This window comes from Rhodococcus sp. C-2, from assembly GCF_027854095.1.
GTDB lineage: Bacteria > Actinomycetota > Actinomycetes > Mycobacteriales > Mycobacteriaceae > Rhodococcus_F > Rhodococcus_F qingshengii.
Genome location: NZ_JAQGFI010000012.1, coordinates 62,224 through 78,946, shown reverse-complemented (window position 1 = coordinate 78,946; position 16,723 = coordinate 62,224). Strand labels below are relative to the sequence as shown.

General features: G+C 62.8%; 15 protein-coding genes. 5 read left to right on the top strand and 10 right to left on the bottom strand.

The window, feature by feature from the left end; translation table 11 throughout:
• The first annotated feature begins 1 nt into the window (after position 1).
• The 4 genes from PCS43_RS24340 to PCS43_RS24325 all read left to right on the top strand — a co-directional run bounded on the left by PCS43_RS24340 (position 2) and on the right by PCS43_RS24325 (position 3,667).
• Entirely contained in the window at positions 2–748 is a 747-nt protein-coding gene (locus tag PCS43_RS24340) for a pirin family protein (protein ID WP_003939960.1), read from the top strand.
• A 115-nt stretch (positions 749–863) separates the two neighbouring features.
• Positions 864–1,646 (top strand): pirin family protein, encoded by a 783-nt coding sequence (locus PCS43_RS24335; protein WP_003940511.1) that lies wholly within the window; start codon positions 864–866, stop codon positions 1,644–1,646.
• 44 nt (positions 1,647–1,690) lie between these two features.
• Positions 1,691–2,617, top strand: a complete 927-nt coding sequence (locus PCS43_RS24330) for a PaaI family thioesterase (RefSeq protein ID WP_063315809.1) — start codon at positions 1,691–1,693, stop codon at positions 2,615–2,617.
• Between the two features lie 66 nt (positions 2,618–2,683).
• Positions 2,684–3,667, top strand: coding sequence for an intradiol ring-cleavage dioxygenase (locus PCS43_RS24325; RefSeq protein ID WP_007731412.1), 984 nt, complete (start codon positions 2,684–2,686; stop codon positions 3,665–3,667).
• A gap of 13 nt (positions 3,668–3,680) precedes the next feature.
• Here PCS43_RS24325 and PCS43_RS24320 read toward each other — a convergent pair whose 3' ends face one another.
• Genes PCS43_RS24320 through PCS43_RS24310 form a run of 3 tightly spaced genes read right to left on the bottom strand, consistent with a single transcriptional unit; the run spans position 3,681 to position 6,959 of the window.
• The gene (locus PCS43_RS24320; protein WP_209909788.1) at positions 3,681–6,041 is read right to left on the bottom strand and encodes an ATP-binding cassette domain-containing protein; all 2,361 of its coding nucleotides are present in this window, start codon (positions 6,039–6,041) and stop codon (positions 3,681–3,683) included.
• A 52-nt stretch (positions 6,042–6,093) separates the two neighbouring features.
• Positions 6,094–6,504 carry a VOC family protein gene (locus PCS43_RS24315; RefSeq protein ID WP_209909792.1) on the bottom strand — a complete coding sequence of 137 codons (411 nt, stop codon included), beginning with the start codon at positions 6,502–6,504 and terminating at the stop codon, positions 6,094–6,096.
• 5 nt (positions 6,505–6,509) lie between these two features.
• A complete protein-coding gene (locus PCS43_RS24310; RefSeq protein ID WP_030535180.1) occupies positions 6,510–6,959 on the bottom strand; it encodes a helix-turn-helix transcriptional regulator in 450 nt (149 codons plus the stop codon).
• Between the two features lie 112 nt (positions 6,960–7,071).
• On the opposite strand from PCS43_RS24310, the gene PCS43_RS24305 reads away from it, so the two are divergent.
• Complete coding sequence (locus PCS43_RS24305; protein WP_058037706.1) at positions 7,072–9,030, top strand: M13 family metallopeptidase; 1,959 nt, start codon at positions 7,072–7,074, stop codon at positions 9,028–9,030.
• A gap of 67 nt (positions 9,031–9,097) precedes the next feature.
• Here PCS43_RS24305 and PCS43_RS24300 read toward each other — a convergent pair whose 3' ends face one another.
• The 7 genes from PCS43_RS24300 to PCS43_RS24270 all read right to left on the bottom strand — a co-directional run bounded on the left by PCS43_RS24300 (position 9,098) and on the right by PCS43_RS24270 (position 16,687).
• On the bottom strand, positions 9,098–9,424 hold the full coding sequence (locus PCS43_RS24300) for a YnfA family protein (protein ID WP_151098199.1): 327 nt from the start codon (positions 9,422–9,424) through the stop codon (positions 9,098–9,100).
• A gap of 16 nt (positions 9,425–9,440) precedes the next feature.
• On the bottom strand, positions 9,441–10,526 hold the full coding sequence (locus tag PCS43_RS24295; RefSeq protein WP_007731405.1) for an ABC transporter ATP-binding protein: 1,086 nt from the start codon (positions 10,524–10,526) through the stop codon (positions 9,441–9,443).
• A gap of 15 nt (positions 10,527–10,541) precedes the next feature.
• Positions 10,542–11,873, bottom strand: a complete 1,332-nt coding sequence (locus PCS43_RS24290; protein WP_003940485.1) for an ABC transporter substrate-binding protein — start codon at positions 11,871–11,873, stop codon at positions 10,542–10,544.
• 37 nt (positions 11,874–11,910) lie between these two features.
• Positions 11,911–12,813 carry a carbohydrate ABC transporter permease gene (locus tag PCS43_RS24285; RefSeq protein ID WP_209909796.1) on the bottom strand — a complete coding sequence of 301 codons (903 nt, stop codon included), beginning with the start codon at positions 12,811–12,813 and terminating at the stop codon, positions 11,911–11,913.
• On the bottom strand, positions 12,810–13,784 hold the full coding sequence (locus tag PCS43_RS24280; protein WP_003940557.1) for a carbohydrate ABC transporter permease: 975 nt from the start codon (positions 13,782–13,784) through the stop codon (positions 12,810–12,812). Before PCS43_RS24280 ends, PCS43_RS24285 begins: the two co-directional genes overlap by 4 nt.
• Positions 13,785–13,858: 74 nt before the next feature.
• Positions 13,859–14,782: a L,D-transpeptidase gene (locus tag PCS43_RS24275; protein ID WP_209909799.1), complete on the bottom strand. Its 924-nt coding sequence runs from the start codon at positions 14,780–14,782 to the stop codon at positions 13,859–13,861.
• A gap of 222 nt (positions 14,783–15,004) precedes the next feature.
• Positions 15,005–16,687, bottom strand: coding sequence for an FAD-dependent oxidoreductase (locus PCS43_RS24270; RefSeq protein WP_151098200.1), 1,683 nt, complete (start codon positions 16,685–16,687; stop codon positions 15,005–15,007).
• Positions 16,688–16,723: the final 36 nt, after the last annotated feature.

The following is a 16,723-nucleotide window of genomic DNA, read 5'->3' as shown; positions in this document are numbered from 1 at the left end:
CATGTCGTCGGTAGTCGTCCAGCGAGCTGACGAACGTGCGCATCTCAACTACGGCTGGCTCACGGCGCGTCACAGTTTCCCCTTCGCCGGAAACTTCGATCACGCCGCGTACGCGCACGGACTTCTGTTGGTGAACAACGACGACATCATCGAAGCCGACTACGGTTTCGACACTCATCAGCACCGCGACACCGAGATCGTGACGTGGGTGCTCAGCGGATCTCTGGTTCACCAGGATTCCGCTGGGCACTCCGGAGTCATCCATCGCGGACTCGCGCAGAGAATGAGCGCCGGTACCGGAATCCTGCACTCCGAGCGCAACGATCGCTTCCGGGCCGACGGCTCACGTGTCACCGAGCCCGTTCACCTCGTCCAGATGTGGATACCCCCGGACGAATCCGGAGTGACTCCGAGCTATCAGGAACTCGACATCAACTCCGAACTCGACGGCGGTGGCCTGATCACCCTGGCGTCGGGGATGCCCGCGCATCGCGACCACAGCGCGATCAGCTTGCACAACAAACATGCGGCACTGCATGTTGCTCGCCTCGAGACCGGTGGGTCGGTATCTCTCCCGGATGCGCCGTACGTGCACGGCTTCATCGCCGGTGGCACTGTCGACGTCGAGGGAGTCGGATTGCTCGGTCCGGGAGATTCGTTGCGACTCAAGGATACTGGCGGTCAACGAGTCGAGGGAATCGGCGATGCGGAGATACTCGTGTGGGAGATGCACGCGTCGACGAACTGACGACACCACCGAGTACGCCCAATGTTCGGACTACACAGCAGGTTCGTCGTAGGGTGGATGCCGGTAGTGGCGGATCCCGATTGTGGTGGATCCCGGTGGTACAGAAGGAGGAGCCATGGCATCTGGTCGAGCACAGGCCCCACGGACGACACCGCACATCGATGTGCACCGCTCCGGCGATCGCTTGAAATCCCGCGTCTCCTGGCTGGATTCGAAACATTCGTTCTCGTTCGGACAGCACTACGATCCGGACAACACTCATCACGGATTGCTGCTCGTCAACAACGACGACACCGTACTGGCGGGAACCGGTTTCGACACCCATCCGCACAAGGACATGGAAATCGTGACCTGGGTGCTTCGCGGTTCGCTCGTGCACCAGGATTCCATCGGCCACACCGGCGTCATCTATCCGGGACTCGCCCAGCGCATGAGCGCCGGTACCGGAATCATGCACAGTGAGAAGAACGATTCGTGGCGTATCGGCGGCGAACAGCATTCCGACCCCGTGCATTTCATTCAGATGTGGGTGGTACCGGACGAAGGTGGACTGACCCCCGGTTACGAACAGCTCGAGATCGACGACGAACTGCTGCGCGGCGGTCTGATCCCGGTTGCCTCCGGGATGGAGCGCTACAAGGATCATTCGGCGATTCGCATCAACAACAAGAACGCCGCCATGCATGTCGCACGCATTCTGCCGGGCACCTCCGTGAATCTTCCGGGCGCACGGTTCCTGCACGTCTTCGTCGCGCAGGGCACTGCCGAGATGGAGGGCGTCGGCACACTGTACGAGGGCGATGCTGTCCGGTTGAGCGATTCGGGTGGCCAGCAGCTGACCTCCGACGCCGGGGCCGAAGTCCTCGTCTGGGAGATGCATTCACGTATCGGTGGTTGAGACCCGGTCTCGGCAGGACTCGGCGCGCTGGAGATACTCGACGGATGAGCATCGACAACTCCGCCGCGCCCGTCAAGAAGCTTGACCCACTCAACACATTGATGGGTGTGCGCGCCGTTTCGGTCGAGCCCGGGGACCTGGCCTTCGCGCAGGCCGTCGGCGAGCGATTCCACGATCACCGTGGCAAGACCGTGCTCGGTTCCATCGGAGTCATGATCGACGGTGCCATGGGTGGCGCGGTGTACTCGGGACTGACCTCGGGCCATCAGTCCGTGCTCGCGCAGGTCACGGTCAGTGCGGGCGCCGACATCCCCGACATCGCGGACGTCGGTGCCACCGGAACACTCGTGCATCTCGACGACGGCGTCGGACTCGCATCCGGGCAACTTCGCGACGAGAACGGCACCCTTCTGGCAGTGATGGCTGGTCGCGCCATGGTGGTCTCGCGTCCCCCCGTCGTGGGAATCGACGACTACGTAGAGGGCGAGCCGCTGCCCGTCCCGACGCCGGAGAAGACAAGCGACCTGAGCGGGTTGTCCGGGTCCGACGTCGTCGAAGGAATCCGCGACGGCAAACTCGAACGCGGTCCACTCGCCGGACTCCTCGATCTTGCTGTCGTCGACGTGACCCCGGGTTCCGTCGTCGGTGAGTTCGCACCCGTGGCCTGGATGGCCAACCCGTTGGGCGCCGTTCAGGGCGGTGTCCTCATCTCGGCAGTCGACGCCATCACTGGCCTGTCTGCCCAGACCCTGACCAGCGTCGACCAGGACTATCGCGTCCTCGACCACAAGATCGACTTCCTGCGCTCACCCGACATCGGCGGGCCGGTCTTACGCGCCGAGGCCTCCGTGATTCGTGCCGGGCGCAGGCTCGCGCTGATCGAAACGCGCATCGTCGACGCCGGCGGACAGGTCTACGTACGGGCCACCTCGAGCATCCAGATGCTCTCCCAGCAAGTTCACAGCGGATAACCAGTTCCGCACCAGGTCGCCCGTCCACCATTGAGACAACAGCCCACACAATGGAGGTACAGCGGCGTGAACAAAGACATCGAAGCGAGCAGGCTACGCGTGAGCCGTCGACGGGCCCTCGCTCTCGGCGGAACCATCAGTCTCGGCGGGCTCATCGCAGCCTGTTCCGGTAACAGTGGCACCGCGACGACGACTTCGGCCGCGGCTGCATCGACGACAACCACTTCCGGCGCTTCCGCAGCGGCCACGTCCGGCGATGCCGTCACCGCACTGCTGGCCAAAGCACCGCAGTGCGTCATGAGCAAGGAAGAGACGCAGGGTCCCTACTGGTTCGACGTCGACTCCATTCGCGGCGACATCCGCGAGGACCGTCCGGGCACCACGCTGCAGGTTGCGATGCGCGTGCAGGACAACAGCCAGTGCAACGTCGACGGCAGCATCGGCGCGGTCAGTAACGCCGTCGTCGAGATCTGGCACTGCGACGCCGGCGGCGTGTACTCCGGCTTCGAATCCGGTTCGCTGAGCGCCAACGGCGGCGGCGGTGGCGGAACTCCCCCGGCCGGCGGGATGGGTGAACCTCCGTCAGGTGCACCCGGAGGCGGAATGGGCGAACCACCGTCAGGCGCCCCCGGCGGAATGGGCGGCGGCATGGGAGGGTCCGGTGAGACCTCCGACGGTTCGTACAGCGTCGGCGACACCGAAGCCACCACCACCGACGACGGTACCTATCTGCGCGGGGCGCAGACCACCGATGCAAACGGCATCGCACAGTTCACCACGATCTTCCCCGGCTGGTACATGGGCCGCACCACCCACATCCACGTCAAGGTTCACATCGACAAGAAGACGGTCCTCACGTCGCAGACCTTCTTCGACGAGACCCTTCTCGACGAGGTGTACTCGCAGTCCCCGTACAGCGAGCACACCGGTCGTGAGAACAACACGAACAACGCCAGTGACGGCATCTACGACGACACCGGCCTCATGACCGTCGAAAAGCAGTCGGACGGGTCCTACCTCGCCGTCATCAACCTGGGTATCGACGCCTGAGGTAGGAGCCCGGTCAGCTGCCGACGTATGCCGCGAGGTGCTTTCCGGTGAGGGTGGAGCCGTCGGCGACGAGCTCCTCGGGAGTGCCCTCGAAGACGATCCGACCGCCGTCGTGACCCGCACCAGGGCCGAGGTCGATGATCCAGTCTGCGTGTGCCATCACCGCTTGGTGGTGCTCGATCACGATGACTGACTTGCCGGAATCGACCAGTCGATCGAGCAGGCCGAGCAACTGCTCGACGTCGGCCAGGTGCAGTCCGGTGGTCGGCTCGTCGAGGACGTACACGCCGCCCTTCTCACCCAGGTGGGTTGCCAGCTTGATGCGCTGACGCTCACCGCCCGACAGCGTCGTCAACGGCTGGCCGATCGTGAGGTATCCGAGCCCCACGTCGACCAGTCGGACGAGGATCTTGTGCGCAGCGAGGGTCTTGGCCTCACCGTCGCCGAAGAACTCCTCGGCCTCGGCCACCGACATCGTGAGAACCTCGTTGATGTCCTTGCCACCGAATTTGTATTCGAGTACCTCGGCTTGGAAGCGCTTGCCCTCGCACTCCTCGCAGAGAGTGGCAACGCCGGCCATCATCGCCAGGTCGCTGTAGATGACGCCGTTGCCGTTGCACGTCGGGCAGGCGCCCTCGGAGTTGGCACTGAAGAGCGCCGGCTTCACGCCGTTGGCCTTGGCGAATGCCTTGCGAATCGGGTCGAGCAGCCCCGTGTACGTCGCCGGGTTGCTCCGACGCGAGCCGCGGATCGCGCTCTGATCGACCGACACCACGTCTTCGCGTTTCGCGAGCGAGCCGTGGATCAGCGAACTCTTGCCCGACCCGGCGACACCGGTGACCACGACCAGGACGCCGAGCGGTACGTCGATGTCGACGTCCTGCAGGTTGTGTGAGTTCGCTCCACGAATCTCGATTGCTCCGGTGGACTCCCGCACGGTCTCTTTGATTGCGGCCCGGTCGTCGAAGTGACGGCCGGTTACGGTGTCGCTGGCACGCAAACCGTCGACGGTGCCCTCGAAGCAGACGTTTCCGCCGGCGCTACCCGCACCCGGACCGAGGTCGACGATGTGGTCGGCGATCACGATCGTCTCCGGCTTGTGCTCGACCACGAGCACGGTGTTGCCCTTGTCCCGCAGGCGCAGCAGTAGGTCGTTCATCCTCGCGATGTCGTGCGGATGCAGGCCGGTGGTGGGCTCGTCGAAAACATACGTGATGTCGGTGAGCGAGGAACCCAGGTGACGAATCATCTTGGTGCGCTGAGCTTCACCGCCGGAGAGGGTTCCCGACGGCCGATCGAGACTGAGGTAGCCGAGTCCGATCTCCACGAACGAGTCGAGCGTTTCACCGAGCGTCGTGAGCAACGGCGCGACCGAAGGCTCCTTCAGTCCGCTGACCCATTCCGCGAGATCGCTGATCTGCATCGAGCAGGCGTCGGCGATGTTGAGGCCCTTGATCTTCGACGACCGCGCCCCCTCGCTCAGTCGCGTCCCGTCGCATTCGGGGCAGGTGGTGAACGTGATCGCCCGCTCGACGAACGCCCGGATGTGGGGCTGCATCGCGTCGACGTCCTTGGCCAGGAACGACTTCTGAATCTGCGGAATCAGACCCGTGTACGTCAGGTTGATGCCTTCGACCTTGATCTTGGTCGGCTCTTTGTAGAGCAGATCGTTCAGTTCCTTCTTGGTGTACTTCTTGATCGGCTTGTCGGGATCGAAGAAACCGCAGCCGCGGTAGATCCGGCCGTACCAACCCTCCATGCTGTAGCCGGGGACCGTGATCGCACTCTCGTTGAGCGACTTGGTGTCGTCGTACAACGCGGTCAGATCGAAATCGTTGACCGCCCCTCGTCCCTCACACCGCGGACACATGCCGCCGGTGATCTTGAAGCTGCGACGCTCTTTCGTCTGACGTCCGCCGCGTTCCATCGTGACCGCGCCTGCTCCGGAGATCGAGGCCACGTTGAACGAAAACGCCTGAGGCGAACCGATGTGAGGCTTTCCGAGACGGCTGAACAGGATGCGGAGCATCGCGTTGGCGTCGGTGGCGGTTCCGACGGTCGAGCGCGGGTCGACTCCCATCCGCTGCTGATCGACGATGATCGCGGTGGTCAGGCCGTCGAGAACATCGACGTCCGGCCGCGCGAGCGTCGGCATGAATCCTTGAACGAAAGCGCTGTAGGTCTCGTTGATCATCCGCTGCGATTCCGCGGCGATCGTACTGAATACCAGCGAACTCTTCCCCGAACCGGAGACGCCGGTGAATACCGTCAGCCTCCGCTTCGGGATCTCGACACTGATGTCTTCGAGGTTGTTCACCCGCGCGCCTTGCACGCGGATCAAATCGTGGCTGTCTGCGGTGTGCAAGGCAGTCATCGTGTCTCCATCTGTCAGTCGATCGCCGACGGTCTCAGCGCAGTTGACGGGCTCAGCGCAGTTCTTGAATACGGATCAGGTTTCCCGCTGGGTCCCGGACCGCGCAATCGCGAACGCCGTACGGCTGCTCGGTCGGTTCCTGGACGACGTCGATGTCGCCGGCCTGAAGCCGCTCGAACGTGTCGTCCAGATCTTTGGTGGCCAGGAGAAGTCCGCCGTAGGTGCCCTTGGCCATCATCTCGATGATGGTGCGGCGCTCCTCGTCGGTGATTCCGGGATCGACGGCCGGCGGATGCAGCACGATGGAGGTGCCGGGCTGGCCGGGCGGCCCCACCGTGATCCAACGCATCCCGTCGTAGCCGACGTCGTTGCGAACCTCGAAGCCGAGCGTGTCGCGATAGAAGTTCAGGGCGGCATCAGGGTCGTCCTGCGGAAGGAAACTCGAGTGAATGGTGATGTCCATGGCGATCACGTTAATTGCGGCTGCGCGGTCTGCGCTTCTCGATTCCTGATCGGTCTGGTGACTTGTTTGGACACGCAGGACGGCATTCCTGCCGTCGACTGCTCGGCCTCGCGCCGATAGACACTGGGCGGAACCCCCACCAATTCGGTGAACTTGCTGCTGAAAGTGCCGAGAGAGCTGCAACCGACCTCGAAGCAGACGTCCGTGACACTGAGATCTCCGCGCCGCAGTAACGCCATCGCTCGCTCGATTCGCCTGGTCATCAGGTAGGCGTACGGCGGTTCTCCGTATGCCTGACGGAATTGGCGACTGAGATGCCCCGCAGACATGTTCACTCCCCGCGCGAGCGCCTCCACGTCCAGAGGCCGCGCGTACTCCCGGTCGATACGGTCTCGCACACGTCGTAGTCGCGCGAGGTCCTGCAGGTGCGGATCTGCGGCAGGTCTGCTGGTCACGTATTCGATCGTGCCATGCCATACCGACGTTGCCCAGCACAAGAGATGAACTCGGCGTGGAGCGATCGCGCACACACCGAGCAGTTCGTCATGATCGTGTAAGGATGGAGAAATGACCACGGCTCATCGCTCAGGCATCGACCTCACCCACCTCGACGGCGACACACGGGCGCAGGACGATCTGTTCGTCCACGTCAACGGAAAATGGCTCGCCGAATACGAGATTCCGGCAGACCGCGCAGTCGACGGGGCCTTCCGGACGCTCTACGACAAGGCCGAAGAAGACGTACAGACCATCATCACCGAAGCCGCGGAGTCCAACTCGGCCGCCGGTACCGATGCACAGCGCATCGGCGACCTGTACTCGAGCTTCATGGACGCCGACGCCGTGGAGGCCGCAGGCCTCGGCCCCATCGACGACGAGCTCGACGCCGTCGCCGATGCGCCGGACCGGTCGTCGCTGGCCACCGTGATCGGACGCCACCAGCGCGTCGGCGTCGGCGGTGCCATCTCGCATTACGTCGACACCGATGCCAAGAACTCCGAGCGGTACCTGATCCACTTCAGCCAGTCGGGAATCAGCCTCCCCGACGAGTCGTACTACCGCGAGGACAACTACGCGGAGATCCGCGAGAAGTACGTCGCGCACATCGACAAGATGTTCACCCTCGCCGGCGTCGGCTACGACGCCCAGCGTGTGTTCGAGCTCGAGAAGAAGATCGCGGCCGGGCATTGGGACGTCGTCAAGCGTCGTGACGCAGATCTGAGTTACAACCTGGTGGGCTTCGAGGAACTGACCGAACAGAACCCCGGTTTGGACTGGGCGGCATGGCTGTCCGGTCTCGGCGCCGATTCGGAGAAGTTCGCCGAGATCGTGGTCCGCCAGCCCGATTTCCTGCACACCTTCACCGCACTCTGGGCGTCGGAGTCACTGGACGATTGGAAGGCATGGGCGGCGTGGAAGGTGCTTCATGCCCGCTCCCCTTACCTGCATTCGGCCCTGGTCGACGAGACCTTCGCTTTCTACGGCACCACGCTCTCGGGAACCGAAGAGAACCGTGAGCGCTGGAAGCGCGGGGTAAGCCTGGTCCAGGATCTGCTCGGCGAGGCCGTCGGCAAGCTCTACGTCGATCGACACTTCCCCGCAGAGGCGAAGACCCGCATGCTGGAACTGGTCGCAAACCTGCAGGAGGCGTACCGCCGCAACATCTCCGACCTCGAGTGGATGAGCCCGCAGACTCGTGAGGCTGCATTGGCCAAGCTCGAGAAGTTCACCCCGAAGATCGGTTACCCCGACAAGTGGCGCGACTACGCCGGACTCGAGATCTCGGCAACCGACCTGGTGGGCAACTACCGTCGCGGATACGCCGCCGAGTACGACCGTGACCTGGCCAAGCTGGGCGGCCCCGTCGACCGTGACGAGTGGTTCATGACACCGCAGACCGTCAACGCCTACTACAACCCGGGCATGAACGAAATCGTCTTCCCCGCAGCCATTCTCCAGCCGCCGTTCTTCGACGCGGCAGCCGACGACGCTGCCAACTACGGCGGCATCGGCGCCGTCATCGGCCACGAGATCGGTCACGGATTCGACGATCAGGGCGCCAAGTACGACGGCGACGGCAACATGGTCGACTGGTGGACCGACGAGGACCGCAGCGAATTCGGCAAGCGCACAAAGGCTCTCATCGAGCAGTACAACGAGTTCGAGCCCAAGGAACTGCCGGGCCACCACGTCAACGGCGAGTTCACGATCGGCGAGAACATCGGCGACCTCGGCGGGCTGTCGATCGCGATCGCGGCGTACAAGATCGCGACCGAAGGTACCGAACCTCCGGTCATCGACGGACTCACCGGCTTGCAGCGCGTGTTCTTCGGGTGGGCGCAGGTATGGCGCACGAAGGCCCGTGAGGCCGAAGCGCTTCGCCGTCTGGCCGTCGACCCGCACTCGCCGCCGGAGTTCCGGTGCAACGGCGTCGTCCGCAACCTCGACACGTTCCACGAGGAGTTCGACGTCAAGCCCGGTGACGCACTGTATTTGGAGCCGGAGAAGCGTGTGAAGATCTGGTAGCAGGGGCAAGCCCCTGTGCGCGCTTAGGGACCCCCTGGACTCCCTGAGCGCGCACGGGGCCGAAGGCCTACCGGGCGTACATGATCACCCCGACGCCGACCAGACAGATCAGCGCACCGGCGATGTCGAAACGATCCGGGCGGAATCCGTCCATCATCACCGCCCACAGCAGTGAACCTGCGACGAAGATCCCGCCGTACGCGGCGAGGATGCGCCCGAAGTTCGCATCGGGTTGCATGGTGGCGACCAGACCGTAGAGGCCGAGCGAGATGACGCCGAGCCCCACCCAGATCCATCCCTTGTGCTCGCGAATTCCCTGCCACACCAACCACGCGCCCCCGATTTCGAGCAGCGCGGCGAGTACGAACAGCAAGAGCGAACGTGCGACGGTCATGCCGCACACAGTATCGCTACAGACGTACTCCGGTCTCCGCGGAAAAGAAGTACACCTCGCCGGCCTTGGGCAGCAGATGAAGCGACTCCCCCGGTGCCACCGACATCTTCCGGTCGACGCGAATGACGATTCGACCGGATCGGCTCTGCCACTGCGAATCCGGGGCACCCTTTGCATAGACGAACGATTCGGCTCCCAACTCTTCGAGCAGATCGGCATCCACGGCCAGCGAGCCCTTTCGCCACGCTCCCACCAGATCCCACGATTCCGGGCGCACTCCCACGACGACCCGCTCCCGCTCAGACGCCCCGGTGGGCAGCGGAATCCGCAGATCACCGAGCACTGCGACGGTTCCCTCGACCGGCGCTTCGATCAGGTTCATGCCGGGCGATCCGATGAAGGCGGCCACAAAGGTGTTGACGGGGTTGTCGTAGAGTTCGCGCGGCTTCGCCACCTGCTGCAAGCGACCGTCCAGCATCACCGCCACTCGGTCCCCCATCGTCATCGCCTCGACCTGATCGTGGGTGACGTAGACCGTCGTGGTGCCGAGTCGACGCTGTAGGGCGGCGATCTGCGACCGTGTGCTGACGCGCAGTTTGGCGTCCAGATTACTGAGTGGTTCGTCCATGCAGAACACCTTGGGATGGCGAACGATGGCTCTACCCATGGCAACTCGCTGACGTTGCCCGCCCGACAGCTTTGCCGGTTTCCGTCCGAGCAAGGGTTCGAGTTCGAGCATCCGCGCGGCCTCGAGTACCCGCTCCCGGCGCTCCGTCTTTCCCACTCCGGCATTCTGGAGCGCGAAGCCCATGTTCTGCTCGACGGTCATGTTCGGGTACAGCGCGTAACTCTGAAACACCATGGCGACGTCACGTGCTCGCGGAGCGAGGTGCGTGACGTCCGTGCCGCCGATCTCGATCCGACCGTCCGACGCGGACTCGAGACCGGCGAGCATTCGCAGGCTGGTGGACTTACCGCAACCGGAAGGTCCTACGAGTACCAGGAACTCACCGTCGGCGATGTCGAGGTCGAGACGGTCGACTGCCGGTCGATCGGTTCCTTCGTAGCGGTGCGTGACTCCCGCGAATTGCACGTTGGCCATGAGTGTTCTCTCCTACTACTTCGGCAGCTTGGGGGTGATCTGCCGGTCGATGATCTGCTGCAACTGCGTGGCAACGCCGGCGAATGTCGATGCGACGTCGGCCTTCTGGAGAGCGATCTGCTCGAGTCCGGTGCCGATGATCTGATCCCCACCCGGGACGAACACGCGTGCGTAGTCCTGCGAGCGCGTACGCGAGAGCTGATCCACAGCGGTACGGGAGTTGGGGTTCGCGTCGAGGAACGCCTTCATGCTCGGCTCCGAGGTTGCCGACTTGCGGACCGGCATGTAGCCGACGTTCTGCGAGAAGTACGCCGTGTTCTCACCATTGGTGATGAAGTCGATGAACTTGAGCGCGTTCTTCTTACGCTGATCGGAGATCTTGGACGGGATGGCAAGCCCGGCACCGCCGGTGGGGCAACCGGGAGTTCCGTCCACTGCCGGGAGGAAAGCGGTGCCGAAGTCGAAGTTGGCAGTCTTCTTGATGCCGGACAGATCGCCCGTCGACGCGATGGTCGACGCCAGAATGCCGGTACCGAATTCGTTCGCGATGTCAGTGGAGACCGCGGCGTACTTCTTGTCGTGAATCATGCTGGAGAGGAACTGCCCTGCGGCAATGGTCTTCTCGTTGTCGAGCTGCAGATTCCACTGGTCGGAGTACGAGCCGCCGAACGTCCAGATTGGGCCTTCGTAGGTCCAGCCGAGGTAATCCTTCGCGTTGCCCCACCCGTGTGCCAACTTGCCGTTGCCCACGACCTTCTGCAGCTCGGGTCCCCACTCGTCGAACTCCTGCCATGTCGCCGGCCCACGGTCGGGAAGACCTGCCTGCGACCAGACCGCCTTGTTGTAGTAGAACAACGGCGTCGACCGCGCGTAGGGAAGCGCATAGTGCTTGCCCTGGAACAGGTAGTCGGCGAGCAGTGAATCGACGTAGTCGGCCGAGTCGACCCCCACCTCGGAGAAGAGTCCGTCAAGCGGCTCGATTGCCCCGGCCAGTGCATAGTTGAACCACCAGACATCGGACAGCACAACCACATCGGGCACATCTCCACCGGAGAGGGCAGCGTTGAACTTCTGTGCCACCTCTTCGTAGTTCTTGCCGCCGTCCACCAAGTTGACCTTCAGGTCCGGGTACTTGGTCTGGAAGCGGTTGATCAGTTCCTTCTCCACGTCGGTGGACTTACCCGGGTGGTTCGACCAGAAGGTGATGGTGTTGGAATCACCCGACGCACCGGATGTTCCCGCAGCATCAGCGCTCGACCCGCCGGATCCCGCGCACGCGGTCAGTGCGGCTCCGGCGGCGATTGCACCGCCGAGGCTCAAGAATCCGCGCCTGTTCATGTTTGCCATTACTGCTCCTCGAGAAAGAAATGTGACGGGAAAGCTGTCAGCCCTTGACCGCACCGGAGGTGAGGCCCTTGATCATGTGTCGTTGCAGCAGAAGGAAAATCACCAGGATCGGTAGCATGATCAGCACCGTTCCTGCCATGACCGGACCCCAGTTGGTAAGTCCGTCGTTGTTCTGCAGTTGGGTCAATCCGATCGGCAGCGGTGCTACCGAGGAATCGTCGGACATGAGGAACGGCCACAGGTACTCGTTCCATTCGTTGACCACCGTGATGATGCCGAACGCCACCATCGTGGGTCCGGAAACGGGGAGCACCACGCGCCAGAGCAACCGCCAGTGGCCGGCTCCGTCCATCCGCGCCGCCTCGACGATCTCCGAAGGGATCGAGAGGAAGTGGTTGCGCATGAGGAACGTACCGAAGGCTACACCCGCGAGCGGAACTATGATGCCCTGGAACGTGTTACGCCAGCCCCACTCTGCCACGAGCGCGTAATTCGAGATCACGGTGATCTGGTTCGGAACCATCAATGCGGCGATGATTCCGAGAAAGACGAAGTTCTTCCCCGGGAAGCGCAGGAAAACAAGCCCATAGGCGCTGAGAGTCCCCAGAACGAACTTCGCCGCCGACAGAATCGTCGTGATCACTATCGAGTTCCGCAAGAACATCCAGAACGGGACCGATGTGGTTGCTTCCGAATAGTTTTCGGGATGCAGCGACGACGGCCACCACGTTGCCGGCTGCGTGTAGATCTCCGGGCGCTCCTTGAACGAGGTCATCACGATCCAGTAGAGCGGCAGGACGATGATGACCAACGCGATCACCATTGCCGCATAGCCGAGGATCTTCACACCGACCTCACGCCGGTCCACGTTCTTGCGGTCCGGGCCGGGCCGAACGACGGAAGTCGTAGCAGCGCTTTTCTTTTCCTCTACCGCTGTCATTTCTCTTCTCCCCGATCCATGGCACGAACCTGGTAGACGGTGATGATCAGCAGGATCAGGAACATGATGGTGGCAACCGTCGCACCGTAGCCCGCCCGGAAGTTTCGGAACGTCTCGTTGTACACCTGGTAGACCATCGTTGTCGTCCCTGTCCCCAGCGGACCACCTCGGGTCATGACGTTGATGATGTCGAAGACCTGGAGCGAGTTGAGCATGACGGTGATGGAGAGGAAGAACGTCGTCGGGCGCAACTGAGGTAGGAGCACCCGGCGGAACTTGGTCCACGGCTTGGCGCCGTCGATTTCGGCAGCTTCGTTCAGCTCCTGCCGAACTCCTTGCAGTGCAGCGAGATAGATGACAAACGTGTACCCGAGGTTCTTCCACATGTATGTCACCGTCACCATGAACAGCGCCCAGTGGGGATCCTGATAGAAGTCGGGCGATTGGAGTCCGACACGGTGCAGGAGATCCTGGATCAGGCCGAAGTTGGGGTCGAAGACGAACTGAAACGCGACACCGATCGCTGCACCGGAGATGACGAACGGAGCGAAGATGGCCGACCGGACCAGGTTTCGCCCGACGAGCTTGCGATCGAGCAGCATGGCCAACGCCAAACCGATGACCATCGAACCCACCACTGTGACCAATGTGAATACCACTGTGTTGGTGACGATCTGCCAGGTGTCGCTTCGTCCGAACCACTCGCGGTAATTGCTCAGCCCGATGAACGTCGCCTTCGGGTCCGCAATGTTCCAGTCGAAGAACGAAAGTCGGATGTTGTCCACCAGCGGGCGATAGGTGAACAAGATCAGCAACGCGAGATTGGGACCTACCAAGAGCGCGAACAGCGCGTAATCACGCCATGGTCTGCCCCACAGACCTGGCTTGCCTGATGTGGGCAGCGTTCTTTCCGGACTCGATCTCACTGAGGCAGTCTGACCGCCCGCAACGAATGAATGGTGAACGTACAAGACACTCGAGCTGAACGCGACACGAAAAAGGCCCTGCGCGAATACTTCTCGCGCAGGGCCTTCCTCGTCGATGTCTAGCGGTTCCAGTCGCCCAATCCGTCGGCGCCGCTGAGGACTCCACCTGCGGTGTTCTGCACGATCACCGGGTCACCCTTGCCTGCGTTCTCGAAGAACCACTTGGCGTCCTCGGTGCTGACATTTAGGCAGCCGTGGCTGACGTTGGTGAAACCTTGTTGCGCAACCGACCACGGAGCGGCATGGACGAAGATGCCACTGTAGGAAATTCGTGTCGCGTACTCGACGTAGGTGCGGTAACCCTCGGGAGAATCGATCGGGACGCCGTACGTGGACGAATCCATGTACATGTCGCGCAACTGCTCGCCGACGATGTACGTGCCGTTCGGTGTTTCGTGACCCGGCTTGCCGAACGACGTCGGCATGGTGCGCACGACCTCACCGTTGCGGGTGACGGTGACCTGCTTGGTGTTGTCGTCCGCGACGGTGACGAGTGCGTCACCGATGTTGAACGTGGAGTGCGAATCACCGGCGTCGACGGTCACGGAGATGTTCGCCGGCCAGAACTGTGTCGGCTTCCAACGGACCTGGCTGTCGTTGATCCAGTAGAAGCTGCCCTCGACCGGCGGATCGGTGGTCACGCGAATCGCGCGTTCGGCCGTAGCACGGTCGCCGACGGCCTCGTTGAATCGAATGATGATCGGTTGCGCGATACCGACGGTCTCGCCCGCGGACGGATTGAGCGACGGCGCGGAGAAGTTGGGGACGCCGATGAGAGCCTGAATCGGTGTACCCGGGATGCCCGGAACCGGAATCGCCGGATCGAGGTACGGAACGCCGGGAATGACGGGCAACGGAATGTCGGGTCCACCGGGGAAGAGAGGAACAGCCGCGGAGGGTCCGGCCAGAGCCAGGCCGGCGGCCACTGCTCCGACGATTGCCACGGCAACCCGTGACGTCCGACGACCCTGTTTGCTGCCCATGTCACTACCTTCGCTCGACTGACCACGTACTCACGTGGATCGTGCGCGGCCGGCATCGATACCCGCCTGGTACCGATGCCGATGCCGATGCACCATTCGGACGCACCCGCTCGGAGCACACCTACACACCCGAGCACGCCGAAGAGAGCAAACCGCACATTTCCATAGTCATTAACACACAAAAGCGGCAATCGAGCAATTCGGATGTTCGCCCAAACGTTGCTATCCCTCGCTCCGGGCAGCCGCCAACATGGATTCGATGGAGATGAGTTTGGTTCGCGGCCGTCCGGTTGCGGCACCGGATGCGCGTTCTGCCTTGTCGATCCGCTGCCAACCTTGATAGTCCACCTGATCCGGCGACCGGTCTGCCAACAAAACCTGCAACTTGTCGGCATCCTCGGTCGGGGTGGCGAGGCGCCCACCAGCGAAGTCGTCGAAGATCATCGACACGGTCTCGGCGGAGCAGTACTTGTTGGTGCCGATCACGCCAGTCGGTCCGCGCTTGATCCAACCCGCGACGTAGACACCCGGGATCGGCGTGCCGGTCTCGGTGTCGATTACTCTGCCCTTCTCGTTGGGGATCACGCCGCGAGCGTCGTCGAAGGGCAAGTCGGCCATCGGTGTGCCGCGGTATCCGACCGACCGAAGCACCAGTGAAGTGTCGATCGTCTCCTCGGTTTCGGTAGGCCGGGCGGAGAGCTGACCGGTCGGCGTTGCCACCAATTCGTTTTTCACGATCCGCACCTGTGAGACTTCACCGTCGCCGAGGACCTCGACGGGAGAGGTGAGGAACCGGAGAACGATCCGCTTGCGAGAAGGATCTGCGGTACGCGAAGCAAATTCCTGCGCCTGCTTGACCTTGAGCAGGACGGACGGCTCGGCGGCATCGCTGTCCACGAACGCCTGACTGGCCTCGTCGAGTTCGGCTTCGATCGGGTCGACGACTACGTCCACGTTCGCCATCTGTCCGAGCGCCAACAGTTCGGGATTGGTGTACGCGGCCTGCGCCGGCCCACGACGCCCGAGAATGACCACCTCACGAATCTTGCTGTTCCGCAGCGCTTCCAATGCGTGCTCAGCGAGGTCCGTCTTCGCAAGCTGGTCAGGGTCGGTCACCAGGATGCGTGCGACGTCGAGTGCGACGTTGCCGTTTCCGACGATCACCGCTCGCTCGCCGGACAGATCGAAAGTCCGATCGGCATATCCCGGGTGGCCGTTGTACCAGGCGACGAACTCGGTGGCGGCGTGACTTCCCGGCAGATCCTCGCCCGGGATCTCGAGCTTGCGATCCCCGGCAGCGCCCACCGCGTAGATCACTGCGTGGTGATGGTCCAAGAGTTCCGAATGCGAGATGTGGGTGCCCACCTCGACGTTGAAGTGGCAGCGCACAGTCTTCTTCGCGACGACGGCGCGGAACTGATCGGTGACCCCCTTGGTTCCGGGATGGTCTGGCGCCACGCCGGCGCGCACCAAACCGTAGGGAGTGGGAAGTCGATCGAACATGTCGACCTCGACGCGAGGCTTGCCGGTCAGTTCCATCGCCGCATAGCAGGCAGCCGGGCCGGAGCCGACGATCGCCACTTTCAGCGTTCCCAGTTCGGGATCGATCTTGGCCATCGTGATCGGCTCGGGCCAATCCGGGCCCATCGGATGCTTCTCGAAGTACGACGCATTCATCTGCAGGTACGGCGCGTCATCCTCGTCGAGTTCGTTGTCCGGGAAGATCGCCTCGACCGGGCATTCGTCCACACACGCACCACAATCGATGCAGGTGTCGGGATCGATGTAGAGCATTTCGGTGGTCGCGAACGGAGCTTCGTCCGGTGTCGGGTGAATGCAATTGACCGGACACACGTCAACACACGAGGCGTCGTTGCAGCACGGCTGCGTGATCACATACGCCATGACATTCCCCTATCCCTGAAACACGAAGCTCGAACT

What these genes read in the sequence shown, in the direction of transcription:
- PCS43_RS24340 (WP_003939960.1), top strand. Translation starts at nt 2, where the DNA reads ATGTCGTCGGTAGTCGTCCAGCGAGCTGACGAACGTGCGCATCTCAAC.
- PCS43_RS24290 (WP_003940485.1), bottom strand. Translation starts at nt 11,873, where the DNA reads ATGGCAAACATGAACAGGCGCGGATTCTTGAGCCTCGGCGGTGCAATC.
- PCS43_RS24330 (WP_063315809.1), top strand. Translation starts at nt 1,691, where the DNA reads ATGAGCATCGACAACTCCGCCGCGCCCGTCAAGAAGCTTGACCCACTC.
- PCS43_RS24300 (WP_151098199.1), bottom strand. Translation starts at nt 9,424, where the DNA reads ATGACCGTCGCACGTTCGCTCTTGCTGTTCGTACTCGCCGCGCTGCTC.
- PCS43_RS24335 (WP_003940511.1), top strand. Translation starts at nt 864, where the DNA reads ATGGCATCTGGTCGAGCACAGGCCCCACGGACGACACCGCACATCGAT.
- PCS43_RS24305 (WP_058037706.1), top strand. Translation starts at nt 7,072, where the DNA reads ATGACCACGGCTCATCGCTCAGGCATCGACCTCACCCACCTCGACGGC.
- PCS43_RS24270 (WP_151098200.1), bottom strand. Translation starts at nt 16,687, where the DNA reads ATGGCGTATGTGATCACGCAGCCGTGCTGCAACGACGCCTCGTGTGTT.
- PCS43_RS24320 (WP_209909788.1), bottom strand. Translation starts at nt 6,041, where the DNA reads ATGACTGCCTTGCACACCGCAGACAGCCACGATTTGATCCGCGTGCAA.
- PCS43_RS24285 (WP_209909796.1), bottom strand. Translation starts at nt 12,813, where the DNA reads ATGACAGCGGTAGAGGAAAAGAAAAGCGCTGCTACGACTTCCGTCGTT.
- PCS43_RS24295 (WP_007731405.1), bottom strand. Translation starts at nt 10,526, where the DNA reads ATGGCCAACGTGCAATTCGCGGGAGTCACGCACCGCTACGAAGGAACC.
- PCS43_RS24275 (WP_209909799.1), bottom strand. Translation starts at nt 14,782, where the DNA reads ATGGGCAGCAAACAGGGTCGTCGGACGTCACGGGTTGCCGTGGCAATC.
- PCS43_RS24315 (WP_209909792.1), bottom strand. Translation starts at nt 6,504, where the DNA reads ATGGACATCACCATTCACTCGAGTTTCCTTCCGCAGGACGACCCTGAT.